Source organism: Vibrio sp. OPT24, assembly GCF_015163545.1.
In the GTDB taxonomy this organism is placed as follows: domain Bacteria; phylum Pseudomonadota; class Gammaproteobacteria; order Enterobacterales; family Vibrionaceae; genus Vibrio; species Vibrio cyclitrophicus.
Genome location: NZ_JADDYI010000072.1, coordinates 18,689 through 37,551, shown reverse-complemented (window position 1 = coordinate 37,551; position 18,863 = coordinate 18,689). Strand labels below are relative to the sequence as shown.

17 protein-coding genes, 2 tRNA genes, 1 rRNA gene and 1 riboswitch are annotated in these 18,863 nt (G+C 45.2%); of the genes, 14 read left to right on the top strand and 6 right to left on the bottom strand.

Annotation, left to right across the window (positions count from 1 at the left end):
• Positions 1 to 137: 137 nt before the first annotated feature.
• From rrf to thiH, 11 genes are all read left to right on the top strand, one after another.
• Positions 138 to 253, top strand: a 5S ribosomal RNA gene (rrf, locus tag IQO02_RS20255).
• Positions 254 to 320: 67 nt separating this feature from the next.
• Positions 321 to 397: transfer RNA gene (locus IQO02_RS20250), tRNA-Asp, on the top strand.
• A gap of 60 nt (positions 398 to 457) precedes the next feature.
• A tRNA-Trp gene (locus IQO02_RS20245) sits at positions 458 to 534 on the top strand.
• 319 nt (positions 535 to 853) lie between these two features.
• Positions 854 to 2,236, top strand: a complete 1,383-nt coding sequence (locus IQO02_RS20240) for a multicopper oxidase family protein (protein ID WP_010440644.1) — start codon at positions 854 to 856, stop codon at positions 2,234 to 2,236.
• A 100-nt stretch (positions 2,237 to 2,336) separates the two neighbouring features.
• Entirely contained in the window at positions 2,337 to 2,720 is a 384-nt protein-coding gene (crcB, locus tag IQO02_RS20235) for a fluoride efflux transporter CrcB (protein WP_029405270.1), read from the top strand.
• A gap of 62 nt (positions 2,721 to 2,782) precedes the next feature.
• A riboswitch (TPP riboswitch) is annotated at positions 2,783 to 2,881 on the top strand.
• Between the two features lie 129 nt (positions 2,882 to 3,010).
• Entirely contained in the window at positions 3,011 to 4,960 is a 1,950-nt protein-coding gene (thiC, locus tag IQO02_RS20230) for a phosphomethylpyrimidine synthase ThiC (RefSeq protein ID WP_193838635.1), read from the top strand.
• Positions 4,960 to 6,252, top strand: a complete 1,293-nt coding sequence (locus IQO02_RS20225; RefSeq protein ID WP_193838634.1) for a thiamine phosphate synthase — start codon at positions 4,960 to 4,962, stop codon at positions 6,250 to 6,252. The genes thiC and IQO02_RS20225 overlap by 1 nt, the downstream gene beginning before the upstream one ends.
• Positions 6,242 to 7,024: a HesA/MoeB/ThiF family protein gene (locus tag IQO02_RS20220; RefSeq protein ID WP_193838633.1), complete on the top strand. Its 783-nt coding sequence runs from the start codon at positions 6,242 to 6,244 to the stop codon at positions 7,022 to 7,024. Before IQO02_RS20225 ends, IQO02_RS20220 begins: the two co-directional genes overlap by 11 nt.
• Positions 7,021 to 7,230, top strand: a complete 210-nt coding sequence (gene thiS, locus IQO02_RS20215) for a sulfur carrier protein ThiS (RefSeq protein ID WP_010440653.1) — start codon at positions 7,021 to 7,023, stop codon at positions 7,228 to 7,230. Before IQO02_RS20220 ends, thiS begins: the two co-directional genes overlap by 4 nt.
• A gap of 2 nt (positions 7,231 to 7,232) precedes the next feature.
• On the top strand, positions 7,233 to 7,997 hold the full coding sequence (locus tag IQO02_RS20210) for a thiazole synthase (RefSeq protein ID WP_065099542.1): 765 nt from the start codon (positions 7,233 to 7,235) through the stop codon (positions 7,995 to 7,997).
• A gap of 7 nt (positions 7,998 to 8,004) precedes the next feature.
• A complete protein-coding gene (gene thiH, locus IQO02_RS20205) occupies positions 8,005 to 9,132 on the top strand; it encodes a 2-iminoacetate synthase ThiH (RefSeq protein ID WP_193838632.1) in 1,128 nt (375 codons plus the stop codon).
• 135 nt (positions 9,133 to 9,267) lie between these two features.
• Here thiH and IQO02_RS20200 read toward each other — a convergent pair whose 3' ends face one another.
• A complete protein-coding gene (locus IQO02_RS20200; RefSeq protein ID WP_010440658.1) occupies positions 9,268 to 11,058 on the bottom strand; it encodes an aminopeptidase P family protein in 1,791 nt (596 codons plus the stop codon).
• A gap of 123 nt (positions 11,059 to 11,181) precedes the next feature.
• Positions 11,182 to 12,123, bottom strand: a complete 942-nt coding sequence (locus IQO02_RS20195) for a LysR family transcriptional regulator (RefSeq protein ID WP_016783735.1) — start codon at positions 12,121 to 12,123, stop codon at positions 11,182 to 11,184.
• A 101-nt stretch (positions 12,124 to 12,224) separates the two neighbouring features.
• Here IQO02_RS20195 and IQO02_RS20190 point away from each other — a divergent pair, with 101 nt between their 5' ends.
• Together IQO02_RS20190 and IQO02_RS20185 are read left to right on the top strand one after the other, a co-directional pair.
• Positions 12,225 to 13,424: a multidrug effflux MFS transporter gene (locus tag IQO02_RS20190; protein WP_010440662.1), complete on the top strand. Its 1,200-nt coding sequence runs from the start codon at positions 12,225 to 12,227 to the stop codon at positions 13,422 to 13,424.
• Positions 13,425 to 13,527: 103 nt separating this feature from the next.
• Positions 13,528 to 13,809: a hypothetical protein gene (locus IQO02_RS20185; protein ID WP_004736654.1), complete on the top strand. Its 282-nt coding sequence runs from the start codon at positions 13,528 to 13,530 to the stop codon at positions 13,807 to 13,809.
• Positions 13,810 to 13,894: 85 nt separating this feature from the next.
• On the opposite strand, the gene IQO02_RS20180 is transcribed toward IQO02_RS20185, so the two are convergent.
• The 4 genes from IQO02_RS20180 to IQO02_RS20165 form a co-directional block, all read right to left on the bottom strand.
• Complete coding sequence (locus tag IQO02_RS20180) at positions 13,895 to 14,353, bottom strand: DoxX family protein (RefSeq protein ID WP_016792505.1); 459 nt, start codon at positions 14,351 to 14,353, stop codon at positions 13,895 to 13,897.
• Between the two features lies 1 nt (position 14,354).
• Positions 14,355 to 15,122 carry a DNA-binding domain-containing protein gene (locus tag IQO02_RS20175; RefSeq protein ID WP_016792506.1) on the bottom strand — a complete coding sequence of 256 codons (768 nt, stop codon included), beginning with the start codon at positions 15,120 to 15,122 and terminating at the stop codon, positions 14,355 to 14,357.
• On the bottom strand, positions 15,119 to 15,979 hold the full coding sequence (locus tag IQO02_RS20170; protein WP_016792507.1) for a DUF692 domain-containing protein: 861 nt from the start codon (positions 15,977 to 15,979) through the stop codon (positions 15,119 to 15,121). The genes IQO02_RS20175 and IQO02_RS20170 overlap by 4 nt, the downstream gene beginning before the upstream one ends.
• A 64-nt stretch (positions 15,980 to 16,043) precedes the next feature.
• Positions 16,044 to 16,304, bottom strand: a complete 261-nt coding sequence (locus tag IQO02_RS20165) for a DUF2282 domain-containing protein (RefSeq protein ID WP_016783738.1) — start codon at positions 16,302 to 16,304, stop codon at positions 16,044 to 16,046.
• Positions 16,305 to 16,568: 264 nt separating this feature from the next.
• On the opposite strand from IQO02_RS20165, the gene uvrD reads away from it, so the two are divergent.
• Positions 16,569 to 18,743 carry a DNA helicase II gene (gene uvrD, locus IQO02_RS20160; protein ID WP_016792508.1) on the top strand — a complete coding sequence of 725 codons (2,175 nt, stop codon included), beginning with the start codon at positions 16,569 to 16,571 and terminating at the stop codon, positions 18,741 to 18,743.
• Positions 18,744 to 18,863: the final 120 nt, after the last annotated feature.

Here is an 18,863-nt window from a genome sequence, read left to right as displayed (position 1 = left end):
GCTAACCTGTACTAATTGCCCGTGAGGCTTAACCATACAACACCCAAGGGGTTTTGTGGACTCAATAGAAAGACAGACCTTGAATGCGTTTGAAGAGAGATAACTTTTAAATACAGTTTTCCGAATTTTAAAATTTGCTTGGCGACCATAGCATTGTGGACCCACCTGATTCCATGCCGAACTCAGAAGTGAAACACAATAGCGCCGATGGTAGTGTGGGGCTTCCCCATGTGAGAGTAGGACATCGCCAGGCTTTAAATTAAATCTTTAGGTTGACCAACCTGGAGATATGGACGCTCACTTAGTGAGTTGACCACTGCGGAGTGGTAGTTCAGTTGGTTAGAATACCGGCCTGTCACGCCGGGGGTCGCGGGTTCGAGTCCCGTCCACTCCGCCACTTATTCGATAACCTCGCCTAGTGCGAGGTTTTTTCGAATCTGAAGCAAGATAAAGTTTTAGGGGTGTAGCTCCAATTGGCAGAGCAGCGGATTCCAAATCCGCGTGTTGGGAGTTCGAATCTCTCCACCCCTGCCATATTTAAAGCTCCAGCAGAAATGCTGGAGCTTTTTTGTATCTGTCACTTTTTCAAAGTGACGTTGAGGACCGGAGTGTCAGCCAAGTCGACTATATTGATCCCCATCGAAGCAGAAATCCTAGAGTCTTTTTGATTTATATTTGTTCGATTTTTAATTGATAATGACCTACCTTGAATAGAATATTGTCTTAGAAATGTAAGTGCTTACTTATCTCAGTCTCTTTTATAAGCAATTAACAACACAATCCACACTTCTTTATGAGAATTATTCTCAATATTTTGTTACATTTTGGTCGTTATTACTAAAAGGCAACAAATATGGATATTTCCCGTCGTAAGTTTATTCAATCATCTCTCGCTATATCTGCATTAACAGTACTACCCGCTTGTTCAATGAAGCGGTCTGCTGATGAGCAAGGAAAGTATGTTTATGACTTAACTGCTGAGCCCTCAACAGCAGAGTTAGTGAAGGGATTTAATACCAATATTTTGGGTTTCAATGGCCAGATTCCAGCGCCAACGATTCGATGTCGACAGGGTGAAAAGGTCACGATCCGCTTTACGAATAAGCTATCAGAGCCGACGACTATTCATTGGCATGGTTTAAGAATTCCTATCGAAATGGACGGTGTTCCCTTCTTAAGTCAGCCACCAATCATGCCAGGTGAAACATTCATTTATGAGTTTACGCCGCCAGATGCCGGTACGTTTTGGTATCACCCACACATGAATAGCGTGAAGCAGCTTGGTATGGGCTTAGTTGGTCTTATTATCGTAGAAGAGAGCAATCCAGTACGGTTCGATGAAGAACACGCATTGATGCTTAAGCATTGGCACATCGACAAGCAGGGTCAATGGAAAGATTTAATGATCCCACGACTCAGTGCTCGTATGGGCACTCCTGGGGAGTGGAGTAGTGTTAATGGAGTCCATGAACCCGTATATCAGTTGAAGCAGTATGCAGCGACTAGACTGCGTATTGCTAATGTCGATAATACGATCACTTACCCTATTGCTGTCGAAGGGGCTGAAGCATGGGTTATAGCCATCGATGGTAATCCTGTAAAAACGCCTTATAAACTGACTCAACATAAAATTGGTCCGGGTATGCGTGTTGATATCGGACTGATCGCTCCTAAAGCTGGTGAGCGAGTTAACGTTCTCCATATGAAGGGGCGTTTCCCATTTTCTTTGTGTGAATTTGAAGTCGTAGATTCAGCATTTGCTCAAGGACGTTCGTTGCCATTACTACCATTGAATCCAGTGCCCAACCTAGATCTTGCTAATGCTGAAGAGATCGACTTTTTATTTGAATGGGAAGGGGCTGTTTCTCCAGTATCCAAAGATGGAAAATCGATGCCTAAGTTTTGGCTTACTAATAAAAGAGCATGGGAAGGAATGAGCAAAGACAATATTCCTGAACCATTGGCGACTTTAGAGTTGGGTAAGACTTACATATTCGATCTTAAGAACGTCACTCAATATCATCACCCGATTCATATTCATGGTCATACATTTACTGTATTGGAACTTGATGGTAAAAAAATTGAAGAGCCTTTCCATACCGATACTGTGTTACTTGGGAAAAATGGTCGAGCGAAAGCTGCGTTTGTTGCAGACAACCCTGGACGTTGGATGTACCACTGTCATGTAATTGAACACATGAAAACCGGATTGATGGGATATATTGAAGTTAAGTGACACCTGTAACGTTTAATATTTGCACATGCATTCTTAGTTTCTACCCTCGCTTTTATCGGCGGTAAAGCTAGAATATAGGGACTGTTATTTGGGAGGATTCATGGGTCAGCTATCTATTTTAGGTTTTATTGCCATTGGTGGTGCATTTGGTGCTTGTTCGCGCTATTTGATTTCAGAGTTATGTGTTGTGATGTTAGGGCGTGGTTTTCCTTACGGTACATTAACTGTTAACGTAATCGGCTCCTTCATTATGGGTTTGCTCATCGCCGCATTTGAAAATGAGATGGTTGCGACTGAACCATGGAGACAGATCATCGGCCTTGGTTTCCTTGGAGCCCTGACTACGTTCTCTACATTTTCGATGGATAACGTACTTCTTATGCAGCAGGGTGCTTTCTTTAAGATGGGGCTCAATGTGCTGCTCAACGTGGTTCTCAGTATCTCGGCTGCATGGATCGGCTTCCAACTTTTGATAAAGTCTTAAAACTTTCTTACGATTTGTTAACAACTCGGCTTGGTTTATCCAAGCCGTTTTTATATACTCGATCGAACTTGTCGGAGTGCCATATGGCTGAGACCGTTAACTCGGGATCCGTTGAACCTGATCAGGCTAATACCTGCGAAGGGAACAAGAGTAGATATCTAACTAGAATCCTTCTAGAGATCTATCTCCAGATCACAACTGTATTTCTTACCGTGATCCCTCTTGTAGCATCTAATCCGTCAAGCATTTTTATCCCTATAAATAATGGCTAAAAGCCAAGGAAAAATGCTATGTCGAGTCGTAAACAAGCAAGACTGGAAGCGAAGAATTTCATCGATTCTTTATCCGTACAACCTTATCCAAATTCAAAAAAAGCTTATATCCAAGGATCTCGCGAGGACATTCAAGTCCCTGTACGAGAAATATCACTCGCAGATAGCCTCGTTGGTGGTACCAAAAAAGAGCCTGTATTCGAACCTAATGAGCCGATTCATGTCTACGATACCTCCGGTGTTTATACCGATCCTATACATGAAATAGACCTTTATAGCGGCCTTCCTAAGTTGCGAGAGCAATGGATTGAAGAGCGTGGCGATACGGAATTGCTCGATGATGTAAGCTCTGTTTACACCAAAGAACGTTTAGAAGATGAAACCCTAGATGACCTTCGTTACGGAAACCTGCCTAGAATCCGTCGCGCTACTGGCGACCAATGTGTAACTCAATTGCATTATGCTCGTCAGGGAATTATCACTCCTGAGATGGAGTACATTGCGATACGTGAGAACATGGGGCGTCAGAAGTTTGCTGATGAACAGCTTAATCACCAACACCCTGGCCATAACTTTGGCGCAAACCTACCCAAAGAAATTACCCCTGAGTTCGTGCGTAAAGAGGTCGCTGAAGGCCGAGCTATCATCCCTTCAAACATCAACCACCCAGAATCAGAACCAATGATTATTGGCCGAAACTTCTTAGTGAAAGTGAACGCCAATATCGGTAACTCTTCGGTAAGCTCTTCAATTGAAGAAGAAGTTGAGAAGCTAGTATGGTCAACCCGCTGGGGCGGCGATACCGTAATGGACCTCTCTACTGGCCGTAATATCCACGAGACTCGTGAATGGATCCTACGTAATAGTCCTGTGCCGATTGGTACGGTTCCTATGTATCAGGCGCTTGAAAAAGTGAATGGCGTAGCCGAAGACCTTAACTGGGAAGTGATGCGCGATACCCTGATTGAACAAGCGGAGCAGGGCGTTGATTACTTCACTATCCACGCAGGTTTGCTTCTTCGTTACGTACCTATGACGGCTAAACGTGTGACTGGCATTGTCTCTCGTGGTGGATCTATCATCGCGAAATGGTGTCTTGCACATCACCAAGAAAGCTTCTTATACACACACTTCCGCGAGATCTGTGAGATATGTTCGAAGTACGATGTGGCTCTTTCATTAGGTGATGGCTTGCGTCCTGGCTCTATTGCAGATGCCAACGATGAGGCTCAGTTCTCGGAGTTACGTACTCTAGGTGAGCTAACTAAAGTTGCTTGGGAATACGACGTTCAGGTGATCATTGAAGGTCCTGGACATGTACCTATGCATCTTATTAAAGAGAACATGGATGAGCAGTTAGAGCATTGCCATGAAGCGCCTTTCTATACGTTAGGCCCGCTGACCACTGATATTGCACCGGGTTATGACCACATTACCTCTGGTATTGGCGCGGCGATGATTGGTTGGTACGGCTGTGCGATGCTTTGTTATGTAACACCTAAAGAGCATTTGGGCTTACCAAATAAAGAAGATGTGAAGACTGGCTTGATTACGTACAAGTTGGCAGCACATGCAGCAGACTTGGCAAAAGGGCATCCGGGCGCACAAATCCGAGATAATGCATTATCTAAAGCTCGTTTTGAATTCCGTTGGGAAGACCAATTTAATCTAGCTTTAGATCCAGAAACAGCACGTTCTTTCCACGATGAAACGCTGCCACAAGAGTCGGGCAAGGTTGCTCACTTCTGCTCTATGTGTGGACCTAAGTTCTGCTCGATGAAGATTTCTCAAGAAGTTCGAGAGTATGCAAAAGACACTGAACAAGTAGCCGCTGATCAGGCTATAGAGATTAAGATGCTAGATAACCCGTTGGAAGGAATGCGTCAAAAATCGCAAGAGTTCCGTGATACTGGCTCTGAACTTTATCACCCTGCTGTAGGCGCAAAAGAAGCTCAATTAGAGGAATAATGACAGTGAAGATTCTCATCCCATCTCAATACATCGAGTTAACGGGGGAGGTTCAAAACTGTCTATTGGTTGCTAAACGACAAGGTTTAGCAACTGATGCAGTTGAGTTGGGTGTAAGCCCAACTCGATACTTCTCTATCGTTGATGCTCAGCAGGCGTTATCTATTGGCTTCGTTCATGATGTTGATTCATTGGCGGAGTGTCAGTTAGCGCAACTGAACCATGTTGTTGATTACAGTAATTCAGTTGCTTTAACCGATGTTTGTGCCGCTTTGACCCAAGCTTCGAACACCGTCTATATCGGAGTCCCCGATGATTCAGCTGTGTTAGATATCTGGTCACACCTAGATGCTAATCGTGTTATCAAGAGTGACACTACAGCTCATAAAGAATTAGATAGTCGTGGTCACTTTGCTTGGTTACTTACTTTATTGGCGCTGGAATTTCCATTGGAAGACGCGTTGGTTTTAGCTCGCGCTGCATCGAATGTTTCACGTGGAACATGGCCAGCACATTATCAAAATTTTCCTATCCCTGTTCTAGAAGACGAACGACTGGATATCAGTGTTGGTTGGGCCAACCAAGGGACAGTACTTTCTTTCCCTGAGTTGAGCAAAAATAGCCTCGGCTTATACCCGGTTGTTGATGACGTTGAGTGGATAGAAAGATTGCTTAAGCTTGGTATCAACACCGTCCAGCTACGTATTAAGAACCCTCAACAAGCCGACTTAGAACAACAAGTCGCACGATCGATAGAACTTGGTCGAGAACATAACGCTCAGGTTTTTATTAATGATTACTGGCAGCTTGCACTCAAGCATGGTGCTTTTGGTGTGCACCTTGGGCAAGAGGATATTGAAGAATCAAACCTTTCCCAACTGAGCCAAGCGGGTATTAAGATCGGTCTATCGACTCATGGCTATTATGAGTTGCTACGCATCGTCCAAATCAATCCAAGCTACATTGCACTAGGCCATATATTTCCGACCACAACAAAACAGATGCCATCGAAGCCTCAAGGCTTGGTGCGTTTATCTCTGTACCAACAGCTAATTGATACCATCCCATACACAGAAGAACTTACTGGTTATCCGACGGTTGCTATTGGCGGTATTGACCAATCGACTGCTGCGCAGGTTTGGGATTGTGGTGTATCGAGCTTGGCGGTTGTACGTGCGATTACATTGGCGGAAGACCCGCAAAAAGTGATCGAATTCTTCGACAAGCTGATGGCTCCTAACTCTTCAATGACGAGTAAAGAGGTTATGCGGGAGCCTAGCTATGTTGAGTGACTTTGAGTTCATCCGTTACCAACGACAAATTGCATTACCTGAGGTGGGTGAGCAAGGGCAACGCAACTTACTAAATAGTCATGTGTTGTTGATTGGTTGTGGTGGCTTAGGTAATGCCGCGTCTCTTTATCTAGCTGCTTCTGGTGTTGGAAAGATCGTGCTGGTTGATGATGATTGTGTCGATTCATCGAACCTGCAACGGCAGGTCGCGTTCAGGGAAAGTCAGTTAGGTTCGCTTAAGGTTGAAGCGTTGAAGCAACAACTGAGTGAGCTCAATGGTCGCAGCCAAGTAAGAACCATCAATCAACGAATGAGTGAAAGTCAGCTTGAGCTTGAAGTGATGCTAGCTGACTTAGTGTTGGATTGTACTGACAACTTCGCGTCACGCCAGCAGGTTAACCAAGCATGTTTCAGCACGAAGACCCCTTTGATTTCTGGTTCTGCAATTGGCTGGAAAGGCCAGTTTATTGTATTTGATTATCAGAATCAGAAAGGGTGCTATCACTGCTTGTTCCCGTTCAGACAGCATCCACAAACGACGCGTTGTAGTGATAGCGGCATCATAGGCCCAGTTGTTGGCACCATAGGTAACCTTCAAGCTTTGGCTGCTATTCAACGTCTAACTCGTGGTGAGTTTCAGGTCGCAACACATCAACTCAAACTGTTCGATGGCCAGACGATGAATTGGCAAAACCTTATGGTCACTCAAGATAGTGAATGTCTCGTGTGCAGTGCGTCTGTAGTTAAGCATTTAGAAGAAGAAATCCAATGAGCCATATAACTATCTCGATAAACGAACAATCAGAACAAGTAGCACACTCGTCGTCTCTAGCGGACATTATCCAAGTTCTAGCATTACCTGATCTAGGTTGTGTGTTTGCAATCAATAATGCGGTTGTCCCACGTAGCCAGTGGCAACAAACGGTCGTTAATGAAGGCGACGCTATATCTCTTTTCCAAGCCATTGCAGGAGGCTAACCATGTTAACTATCGCAGATAAAACGTTTCAATCACGACTCTTCACTGGAACGGGTAAGTTCGCCAATAAGCAATTGATGGCGAGTGCTATCGAGGCCTCAGGTTCGGAATTGGCAACTATGGCGCTTAAGAGAGTTGATATTCGCTCTGAGCAAGACGACATTTTACAACCCATCATTGATGCTGGCGTGAACTTACTACCGAATACGTCAGGTGCTAAGAATGCAAAAGATGCCATCTTTGCTGCGCATTTGGCTCGTGAAGCTCTAGGCACAAATTGGCTCAAACTGGAAATTCACCCAGATCCAAAGTACTTGATGCCAGACCCAATTGAAACGCTTAAAGCTGCTGAGCAACTGGTTAAAGATGGCTTTATTGTGTTGCCTTACTGTCATGCCGATCCAGTATTGTGTAAACGCTTGGAAGAGGTGGGTTGTACTGCGGTTATGCCGCTAGGTGCCCCAATTGGTTCAAACAAAGGTATCGCTTCGGCAGACTTCTTAGAGATCATTATCGACCAAGCGAATGTCCCTGTGATTGTGGATGCAGGCATAGGTGCACCATCTCATGCTGCTCGCGCAATGGAAATGGGCGCAGATGCAGTGTTGGTGAATACGGCGATTGCGGCTTCCCAACAACCTGTTGATATGGCGATTGCTTTTAAGTTGGCAGTTGAAGCAGGTCGTATGGCTTACCTTGGTGGTCTCGCTGGTCAGGTATCTCACGCGGTTGCTTCCAGTCCGTTAACTTCATTTCTAGACGAGTAATATTGCCATGACGTTTGTTGATCGATTTAAACAGCTCAACTGGGATGACATTGGTATGTCTATCTTCAGTAAAACGGCAGCGGATGTTGAACGTGCTCTGAGTAAACCCAAACGCGACCTAGAAGACTTTAAGGCTCTGATCTCTCCGGCGGCAGAACCTTACTTAGAGCAGATGGCACAACAATCGTTGGCGCTAACTCGTAAGCGATTTGGTAATACAATGTCGCTTTATATTCCTTTGTATCTCTCGAATCTATGCGCGAATGCATGCACGTATTGTGGTTTCTCAATGGAGAATCGTATCAAGCGCCGCACGCTTACTTTGGATGAAATTGATGCCGAAAGTGCGGCTATCAAAAAGATGAAGTTTGATAGCGTTTTGTTGGTCACCGGTGAACATGAAACTAAGGTCGGGATGAATTACTTTCGACAGGTGTTGCCGACTATCAAAAAGCAATTTAACTACCTTGCAATGGAAGTGCAGCCGCTTGATCAACATGATTACGCAGAGCTTAAATCTCTCGGTTTAGATGCTGTTATGGTTTACCAAGAGACTTACCAGCCAAGAACTTACGCTGAGCATCATCTACGTGGCAATAAAATGGATTTTGAATATCGTCTTGAAACTCCTGATCGCTTGGCAAAAGCGGGGATCGATAAGATAGGTATTGGTGCCTTGATTGGTTTGGAAGATTGGAGAACCGACTGCTTCTTTGTTGCTGCTCACTTGGATTACCTGGAGCGCACTTATTGGCAGACTCGCTATTCAATTTCATTCCCGCGTCTTCGCCCGTGCGAGGGTGGAGACGGTAATGGAGGCTTGCAGCCTAAGTCGGTCATGAACGATAAACAGTTGGTTCAGCTTATCTCCGCATATAGACTCTTAAACCCTGAGGTCGAGTTATCTCTATCTACTCGTGAGTCAGCAACCTTCCGCGACAATGTGTTGCCATTAGGAATCACGAGTATGTCGGCTGCGTCAAAAACCCAACCTGGTGGTTATGCTTCGGGTGAGGAAGAACTCGAACAGTTTGAGATAAGTGATGAGAGAAGTGCTGCCGATGTTGAGTCGATGATTCGTCTGCGTGGTTTCGACCCAGTGTGGCGAGACTGGCACAGTGCCTATTCTGGTTAATCAACGTTTGGTTGATGTTCCACGTGAAACATCGATGGGATGCTATCGACAAACAAAAACGGCTACCTTTAGGTAGCCGTTTTTATATCTAATTTAGCGAGCTTGTTTTGGTTAAGTAAACAGCCTAGAAAGCTATTAAGCGTGAGCTAATGGTGTCGTTGATTGACGTAGCCATTCCAACGTATCACCTTCAACTAATGGGCTAACGTCGCTCCATACTTTTTGATGGTAGTCGTTCAGCCATGCCAGTTCAGGTCGTGTTAGCAAATCAACATTGATGTTGCGCTTATCGATTGGGCAACGAGTTAGTGATTCAAACGTCAATACAGAGAAGTCACCCTGAGTTGGCAGCTCAACAACCAGTTCTAGGTTCTCGATGCGGATACCAAATTCATCAGCACGGTAGTAACCTGGTTCGTTTGATAACACCATACCTTTAACTAGAGGCACGTCGATTAACTTCTTAGAGATACTTTGTGGGCCTTCATGAACACTTAGGAAGTGACCTACACCATGACCAGTACCGTGGTCGTAGTCGAAGCCTTCAGCCCATAAGTGCTGACGCGCTAGGATATCAAGTTGGAAACCACGAGTGCCTTGTGGGAAACGAGCTCGTGCGATGCCGATATGACCTTTAAGTGCGAGAGTGAACTGTTGAATCATTTCGTCGCTTGGTTGGCCAATCGCGATAGTACGAGTGATGTCCGTTGTACCATCTAAGTACTGACCGCCTGAATCGACTAGGTACAGAGTATTCAGTTCTAGCTTACCTGGTTCAGGTTGGTTCTCATGGTTGTAGTGACACATAGCTGCGTTTCCGCCTGCAGCTGAAATCGTGTCAAAACTTAGGTCCATCAGCGTCGGGTCTTGCTCGCGGAATGATTGTACTTTGTCTGCTAGTACAGCTTCGTTGTGCAGGTTACCTTGCGCGACTTCTGCATCAATCCAAGACAGGAATTTCGCCATCGCCACGCCATCTCGAATGTGACACGCTTTCATACCTGCAATCTCAGTTGCGTTTTTAGCAGCTTTTGGCATTAGGCATGGGTCTGCTGCTTCAATGATGTGAGCGCCAGCGTTTTGCAGAACAAGCGTGTACCAAGCATTGCTCGTGCTTGAATCTACAGATACATTTCTATTTTCTAAAGACTGAAGGCGCACTTCAAGCTCTGATGGGTGAGAAACTCGAATACCATTACCAACGTGTGCTTCAAAGCCTGCTGGGATGCGTGCTGGGTCTAGGAAGAAATCGACGCTTTCATCAGCGTGAATGATTGCATTAGACAGTACAACAGGTAGGCGAGATACGTCCAAACCACGAATGTTAAGCAACCAACAGATCGAATCGAGCTCGGTAAGGATAGCGGCGTCCGCACCTTTTGCTTTTAGTAAGCCAGCAATCTCCGCACGTTTGCTTTCACTTGATTGACCAACGGCATCTGTTGCCATTAGGCGAACATCAGATACAACAGGCTCAGGACGGTCAGACCAAAGCGCATCAATCGGGTTTGCTGATAACGTTGTTAGCTCAACTTTCTCCGCTAGTTTTGCTTGTGCGCCTTTCAACCAAGCAGCGGTGTGCATGCGTGGGTCGAATGCAACCTTACTACCTTGAGGCAATGAGTTGATGATCCAATCTAAAGCCGGTTCTTCAATAAGGTGGCGATACTCAAATAACTCTGCTGGTACCTGCTTACGAACCTGAACGGTGTAGCGACCATCAACAAAAATAGCAGCAGTTTCACGAGTGATAACAGCGGCACCTGCAGAGCCAGTGAAACCTGTTAACCAGTGAAGTCGCTCGTTATGAGCAGGAACGTATTCACCTAGATATTCGTCTTCGTGTGGAATGATAACGGCATCTAGGTTGTTTGTTTCAAGCCAAGTTCGAACCGCAGCAACGCGTTCAGCAGTGATATTGTGCATCTGTGTTTTATCCTTATTGTTAGGGTCCTTGTTAACACTCACAGTCGATATACAGGTGAGGGGACTTATTAGGTCAATAAGCTAGCGCTTTTGTTCGTTTGCTGCAAACGCTGTACGCCATTTTTATCTAAGGTGCAGAGTTTTTTCTTTGATGATATCTCGCAACCAAGTTAAGGCTGGGTCATTTTCTCTGTCACGGTGCCAAAACAAAGTGTATGCCATCGGTGGGAACTCCATTGGTAAAGGAACAACCACTAAGTCGAGTTGCTTAGCGACGAGATAAGTAAAGTGGCTTGGTGCGGTAAACACAAAGTCGGTGTAGGTACATAGGCTTGCAGCGCTATTGAAGTCTGGAACAGAAATCGCGATATCGCGTTGATGGCCAAGATCGGCAAGTTTGTAGTCGAGCAGCCAGCGGTCGTTACCATCGCACCTTACCTGTACATGACGTTGCGCAAGGTAGGTTTCCAGATCCCATTTACCACTCAGAGCAGGGTGGTTGCGTCTTAGCACACACATCTGTGCGTCGCGGTAGATCTCTTGTTCGCAAATGTCGTCTGGCGGCAGCATAGTTAAACGCGCATCGTTGATGTCGATGTCTTTGCCAGTGAGTCCGATATCTAGTTCGCCAAGCTGCAGCTTCTTAAAGGTTTGTTCTGTCCACGCGTGGGTGTTGATATTGACCTTAGGTGCTTGTCGAAATATTGCCGGTAAGAAGTGCGGAAGAATCAGCGGGTAAACACTCTCAACGGCAGCAATGTGAAAGCTATGGTCGCTGTTGTTGGGAATGAAAGTTTCCGGTTGGGTAAGCACATCAAGTTGATTGATCAGCGTTTCTAATCGAGGCTTGAGGAACACAGCTTTCGGTGTCGGTCTTAGGCCATGAGCACTTCGCGTAAAAAGGGGATCATTAAATTGTTCACGAAGCTTGGCTAGCGACTTGCTCACTGCTGATTGGCTCAAGCACAGCCTATGTGCGGTGCGAGTGACACTCAGCTCTTCCATCAACACTTGTAAACAAACTAATAGGTTTAGGTCGATGCGTGACAGTTTCTCGATATTCATATGAATTTCCAATTTGGAATAATACTAATGAGTATATGCCATTTCTATTCATATCTTTAGTCCGTTATTATGCACCCAAATTAATTCATTCGGAGAGTCTTGTGCCTTCTAACGCGCTTCCAAATCCTAGCAAATTGCAGGTTGCACTACTTGCAATGCTGGTTCTATTTAGCCCTTTGGCTATTGATATTTATCTACCAGCACTGCCACAAATTTCGACAGCGTTTCACGTGGAACATGCACTAGCACAAGATACGATTACTTGGTTTTTATTCGCCATGGGTGTCGGGCAATTATTTGCAGGCCCTTTGGCTGATAAGTTAGGACGTCGAACCGTTGCATTGGGAGGTGTTAGTATCTATGCACTGAGTGCTTGCTTGGCGTGGGCAGCTCAGTCGATTGATATGATGCTAATAGCTCGGCTGTTACAAGGCTTAGGAGCTTGTGCGACTTCTGTAGCAGCCTTTGCAACGGTTCGCGATCTATTTGGCCCGCAGAAGAGCGGGCGAATGATCAGTTACCTTAACGGTGCAATTTGCTTTATTCCTGCATTAGCGCCGATCCTTGGTGCTTGGTTGACTCAACAGTTTGGTTGGCGCTCGAACTTCAGTTTCATGGCTGGCTTTGCGATTGTGGTCGGCACCATTTTGTTTTTCCAAATGAAAGAGTCTAACCCTGCGACAGAAAAGGTTGCAGTTTTTAAGCTAGAGCGATACTGGTCGGTATTGAAAACACCGTCATTTATCTTCCATGCCACTTTATGCTTGATGGCGATGGCGGTAATCCTTGCTTACGTTACCTCTGCACCTGTTGTGTTGATGGAAAACCTAGGTTTGACGATGAACGAATTTACCTTTTGGTTTGGTGTAAACGCGGCAATTAATATCATCGCAGCATTCACAGCGCCGAAGTTTATGGATCGCTTTGGTACCTATAAAGCCCTGGTTGTTGGTATATCCACACTTGGCTTAGCTGGGGTGATTATGTTGGTGCTTGCTGATCAAGCGACAGCGTTCGCATTTATGTTGCCTATTTTCTTATCTTCGGTTGGTTTTGCATGGATTCTTGGCGCTGCTGCGGGTAAGGCATTAGAACCTTTTGGTGACCGTGCGGGTACAGCCGCTGCGCTGCTTGGTTTGTTCCAAATGAGCGGTTCAGGGCTACTTGTTGGTACCATGCAACGTCTTGATTTAACGTCTCAAGTGATGATTGCGCTACAAATGTTCCTTATTGTGCCAGCATTGTTGGTACTTGCGAGCAAGGCGGGTAAGTCGTGGCATACGACGTTTGCAAAGGCATAAGTTACAAGGGTGATAAAATATACAAATGGCGGTTTTCGAAACGTTAAAACATGGTATATTTGTCACTCATTGAAACGTTAGTACCACAACGGAAAATACTGTAATGTCATTAACAACCTACGAAATGGCGCGCATCTTAGAACAAATGGAAGATGCACCTGAAAAGGTCATGTTTGGTAAACTGCTTAAAGAGCTAGGAAACCAAAGTGAAGAGCGTATTCGCAGTGCGGCAAAACAAGTTCCAATCGATACTTTGCGAGATATTATTTACCAATTCCAGCGTGTGGTAGAGTCTCGTAAAGGTGAACAAGTTCAGCTATTAGCAAAAGAGTTAGCAGAACAAGGTATCTCTGCTGAAGAACTACAAGCTTTTCTAAACAAGTAGTTTATCCCAGATAAAAAGAAACCACTCGATTGAGTGGTTTTTTGCGTTTAGGGCTAGGTAAATTTAAGGACGATGCAAAATAGATCTAGCTTGCGAATTGTTTTCTTAATATTCGATCAAGCGACATAGGTCCGGCTCCCCATACGACGACGACCAGTATCATTAATCCCCACAACTGATGATCATAGAAACCTTGCTCCCACAACACAGGGTATGACACGACAGCCATGATGTTGAATACGAATAACGCTGCTGCCATCGGTCGTGTTAATAGGCCTAGTGCTAAGAAAACAGGCAGAATCAATTCTGCGGCAGTACCCATGTAAGCTGCTAATTCCCAAGGCAGCAATGGCACCTGGTATTCCAACTCAAACAAATAAAGGGTGCTATCCCATGTGACTATTTTGGTGAGTCCTGAATTGAAGAATACCCAAGCCACCCATAAGCGACAAAATAAAAGTAGCAGAGGAACAAAAAGTGATTGTGACTTCTCAATCAATGCATCGTATTGAGCCATCATGTTTGTGACCGTGTTGTTATCCATTTTATGTCTCCAATTCATCATTGAGTGAGAAGCCTGAGATGACGTCGAGAGCCATTACAGTATTAAGGTGTTGTAGTAGTGAAGGGTTAATCTGAGCGAGTGCTTGACCCGATTGCAATTCAGTTAATAGTTGGTGGCATTCTTCCGTCAAACGATAGCTCTCAACCTGTGAATTCTCGGTTCTGATTAACACTCCTAATTCAGGTTGGTTGATGTCTAACCCGTCAAGTTGTTGCTGGTAGATAGCTTGCTCAAGCGCGATAATCGTATAGCTAGAATTAACTAGCGTTATTGAATCTTTGAGATGGAAGACCAAAGCGCCTTGCTGTTCTTGTGGCACATCAGCTAAACAAGAAAGGGGGCGTTGGTCGACATGTGATTCTGAAATACATCTCACCAAGCTATCTTTTTTCCATTCATACAAAGCCACTTCAGCGAGATAAGGAGCAGCCTCAATAACGGCAGGAAAGGTTTGGATAGTCTGTTCAAAGTGTTCCCCATAACCGCTGACATCACCAGAGGTTGATGGATAACTTAAGACATGTTGGCGAGCCATTTGTTGGAAGCACTCTTCACCAACCAGCATTTCAGTAAGTGGATAGGTTGCTGCCAGTACTTCGCTCAAGCTGATCACAAAGTTATTACGGTAAATCTGGATTCGTTGCTCATCAGTAAAATGGTCGCTCACTATGTCACAATGCTGACCATTATTTTGGTAGCGTAGGGCGTTAGCAAACTCTGATTGAACATCTGCTAGGGAGTGGCTCATGATGCGCGACTCCTTTGGTTGAACTTGTCGTGTTGATACAAGATATCACTGGCTTTGGTTGCTTCAGCCAATAAGACTTGTGGTTCTGGGATATCTAGATCCCACTCAATCAAGGTATGGCGCAAACCATGTTGTGCAATCCAGTCAGTATAGAGTTTCCATACTTCGTCACAGACAGGTTTACTGTGGGTGTCTATCCAGATCTCACCTTGTTCGAGTTTCTTTTTGGTAAAACCTGCCAAGTGAATCTCTTCCACTTTGTCTGCAGGAATTCCGCTTAAGTACTCTTCACAGCTGAAGCCATGATTAAAAGATGAGACAAAAATATTATTGAAATCGAGTAATAGGCGACACTCAGTGCGCTTCTGTACCTCGGCCAAAAATTCCCACTCTGGGATGGTTGAATGCTTGAAGGCTAGGTAGCTCGATGGGTTCTCAATCAACATAGGGCGTTGCAGGTTGTCTTGAACCTCGATGACATTGCGACAGAAGACTTCTAACGCTTCTTCTGTGTAAGGCAGCGGTAGCAAGTCATTGAAGTAATGACCGCCGGTCTGAGTCCAGCTGAGATGGTCAGAAACCAAGAACGGCTCGATGTCATCGATGAGTTCTTTCAGCTGTAGTAAGTGATTTGGGTTGATGCGCTCAACAGAGCCTAGAGACAAACCCACACCGTGGCAACTGATGTTGTGGGCGTTACGAATTTCTCGGAGTTGTTGACGTTGCGGTGATTGAGTTAAAAAGTAGTTCTCGCTGTGAACCTCTAACCAACTCACGAGAGCTGGATTTTGGCTAAAGAAGTCTAAGTGCGGTGTTCTAAGGCCAACCCCTGCGTTGGGGTGAAGAGTTTGAGTCACAACGATTCTCCTAATGGAAAGTGGAGGTGAGCTGAATATCAGCTCACCATACTAAGCAGCTCAATTATGATGATTGAGTGTCACCACCTGATAATTTGCCACACAGTCCTTTAGGAACGACCACGAATGCATCGGATTGGTTGTCTTCTTTTGCTGTACCCGCACATGAACTTGTTTTAGTTGCACAATCATTTTGGCCAGCTTTTGCCACGCCGTAGCATTTTTCTTTTGCTGCTGCTTCCGCAGGTGCTGATGTAAGAACTGCACCGCCGAACGCTAGTACACTTGTGATTGCAGCTGTAACAGCAAGATTAGAATTTTTCATAGTCATTCCCTCTAGGACTTAATAGTATTTTTATATCGCAGGTTAATGAATTGTTAACTTGCTTACTAAAAAGGATAGGAAGAACTAGGAAATAATTTCACGGCATTATAAAAAATATCAATATTAATGATAATTCATCGATTAAGTTGCTGATTTTATGATGTTAATTTTTGATTGTTTTTTCTTCTTATTATCCTCAACGCAGCCTAGTGTTTAGGTTATAATCAACTTTTATGTATAAATACCCAGTAGTGAGCATATCCAATGATAGATCCTTCGCTTTTACTCGATGGCCTAAACGACAAACAACGTGAGGCGGTCGCGGCACCTTTAGAAAACCTACTTATTCTGGCAGGTGCTGGTAGTGGTAAAACGCGAGTGTTGGTGCATCGTATTGCTTGGCTGCAAAGCGTAGAGCAAGCATCACCGTTCTCTATTATGTCGGTTACCTTCACCAACAAAGCGGCAGCAGAGATGCGTGGTCGTATTGAAGAGCTGATGATGGGCAGCTCGTCAGGCATGTGGAACGGCACCTTCCACGGTATTTGTCACCGTATTCTTCGTGCTCACTACCTAGATGCAAAACTGCCAGAAGACTTCCAGATCATTGATTCAGATGATCAGATTCGCTTACTACGTCGCTTAATCAAGGCGCAAAACCTTGATGAAAAGCAGTGGCCAGCCAAGCAAGCTTCTTGGTGGATCAATGGTAAAAAAGATGAAGGGCTGCGCCCAAATCACATTGACGCCTACCATGATCCAATCACTCAAACGTGGTTAAAGATTTACTCTGCTTACCAAGAGGCATGTGATCGTGCTGGCTTGGTCGACTTTGCTGAGATCTTGTTGAGATCGCATGAACTATTGCGCGATAAGAAACACATCCGCGAACACTATCAAGCTCGCTTTAAGCATATTCTTGTCGACGAATTCCAAGATACCAACAACATCCAATACGCTTGGCTACGTATGATGGCAGGCCCGGATTGTCGTGTGATGATCGTGGGTGATGATGATCAATCTATCTATGGCTGGCGCGGCGCTAAAATCGAAAATATTCAGAAGTTCTTGGATGAATTCCCAGGCGCTTCAACGGTTCGACTCGAGCAAAACTACCGTTCAACCAAAACCATTCTGCAGGCATCGAACGAGCTTATCTCCAACAACACCGAGCGTATGGGTAAAGAATTGTGGACCGATGGCAACGATGGTGAGCCAATCTCAGTTTACTCGGCTTATAACGAGTTAGATGAAGCGCGTTTCACAGTCAGCAAAATCAAAGAGTGGCAGGAGAAAGGCGGTGCGTTAGAAGATACCGCGATGCTTTATCGTAATAATGCCCAGTCTCGTGTTCTTGAAGAAGCTTTGATTCAAGGTGGTCTACCTTACCGAATCTACGGCGGCATGCGATTCTTTGAGCGTCAGGAAATCAGAGATGCTTTGAGCTATCTGCGTTTAATGAGTAACCGCAGTAATGATGCGGCGTTCGAACGTGTCGTCAATACGCCAACGCGTGGCTTGGGTGATAAAACCTTAGAAACGATTCGTCTTGCAGCGCGTGATCGTGGTGCAACCATGTGGGAAGCCAGTGTTGCTCTGATAGAAGAACAAGTGTTACCAGGCCGTGCTGCAGGTGCTTTGAGCCGCTTTATTGAGCTTATCAATGCACTTGAAGATGACACCATAGAACTGAGACTTCATGAGCAAACCGACCACGTAATCAAATCGTCGGGCTTGTTTGCGATGTACGAGCAAGAGAAAGGTGAAAAGTCGAAGGCACGTATTGAGAACTTGGAAGAATTGGTAACGGCAACGCGTCAGTTTGAAAAGCCAGAAGAAGCGGATGAAATGAGCATGCTAACGGCGTTCTTAACTCATGCGGCTTTGGAAGCAGGTGAAGGTCAGGCTGACGAGTTTGATGATGCGGTTCAGCTCATGACTCTGCACAGTGCCAAAGGCCTAGAGTTCCCAATGGTATTCATGGTTGGCGTTGAAGAGGGTATGTTCCCAAGCCAGATGTCTGCAGAAGAAGCAGGGCGCTTAGAAGAAGAGCGTCGCCTGTGTTACGTAGGCATGACGCGTGCGATGGAGAAGCTTTACATAACTTACGCAGAGATGCGTCGCTTGTACGGGCAAGACAAGTACCACAAACCGTCACGCTTTATTCGTGAGCTGCCTGAGACATGTCTGGATGAAGTGCGTATGAAAGCGCAAGTGAGCCGTCCTGCAAGCAGCGGTCGCTTTAGCCAAACCGCCGTGAAAGAGAACTTTAACGAAACAGGCTTTAGTTTGGGTTCTCGCGTTAAGCACCCTAAGTTTGGTGAAGGCACTATCATCAACTTCGAGGGAAGTGGCCCGCAGAGCCGAGTTCAAGTTGCGTTTAATGGTGAAGGCATCAAGTGGTTAGTAACGGCTTATGCTCGTTTAGAGCAGCTTTAACCTGTTACTTCGACATCTAAAAACCGTCCATTATTAAAAACAGAAAGAGCAGCCAATGGCTGCTCTTTTTATTGCTTTATACTGACCTAAATTAGGTTAATACGAGCCTAAGGCATTGCT

Coding starts and splice junctions, on each gene's coding strand:
- IQO02_RS20210 (WP_065099542.1), top strand. CDS start 7,233: ATGTTAACTATCGCAGATAAAACGTTTCAATCACGACTCTTCACTGGA.
- IQO02_RS20175 (WP_016792506.1), bottom strand. CDS start 15,122: ATGAGCCACTCCCTAGCAGATGTTCAATCAGAGTTTGCTAACGCCCTA.
- thiS (WP_010440653.1), top strand. CDS start 7,021: ATGAGCCATATAACTATCTCGATAAACGAACAATCAGAACAAGTAGCA.
- IQO02_RS20195 (WP_016783735.1), bottom strand. CDS start 12,123: ATGAATATCGAGAAACTGTCACGCATCGACCTAAACCTATTAGTTTGT.
- IQO02_RS20200 (WP_010440658.1), bottom strand. CDS start 11,058: ATGCACAATATCACTGCTGAACGCGTTGCTGCGGTTCGAACTTGGCTT.
- IQO02_RS20220 (WP_193838633.1), top strand. CDS start 6,242: ATGTTGAGTGACTTTGAGTTCATCCGTTACCAACGACAAATTGCATTA.
- thiC (WP_193838635.1), top strand. CDS start 3,011: ATGTCGAGTCGTAAACAAGCAAGACTGGAAGCGAAGAATTTCATCGAT.
- IQO02_RS20185 (WP_004736654.1), top strand. CDS start 13,528: ATGTCATTAACAACCTACGAAATGGCGCGCATCTTAGAACAAATGGAA.
- IQO02_RS20165 (WP_016783738.1), bottom strand. CDS start 16,304: ATGAAAAATTCTAATCTTGCTGTTACAGCTGCAATCACAAGTGTACTA.
- crcB (WP_029405270.1), top strand. CDS start 2,337: ATGGGTCAGCTATCTATTTTAGGTTTTATTGCCATTGGTGGTGCATTT.
- thiH (WP_193838632.1), top strand. CDS start 8,005: ATGACGTTTGTTGATCGATTTAAACAGCTCAACTGGGATGACATTGGT.
- IQO02_RS20225 (WP_193838634.1), top strand. CDS start 4,960: ATGACAGTGAAGATTCTCATCCCATCTCAATACATCGAGTTAACGGGG.
- uvrD (WP_016792508.1), top strand. CDS start 16,569: ATGATAGATCCTTCGCTTTTACTCGATGGCCTAAACGACAAACAACGT.
- IQO02_RS20240 (WP_010440644.1), top strand. CDS start 854: ATGGATATTTCCCGTCGTAAGTTTATTCAATCATCTCTCGCTATATCT.
- IQO02_RS20180 (WP_016792505.1), bottom strand. CDS start 14,353: ATGGATAACAACACGGTCACAAACATGATGGCTCAATACGATGCATTG.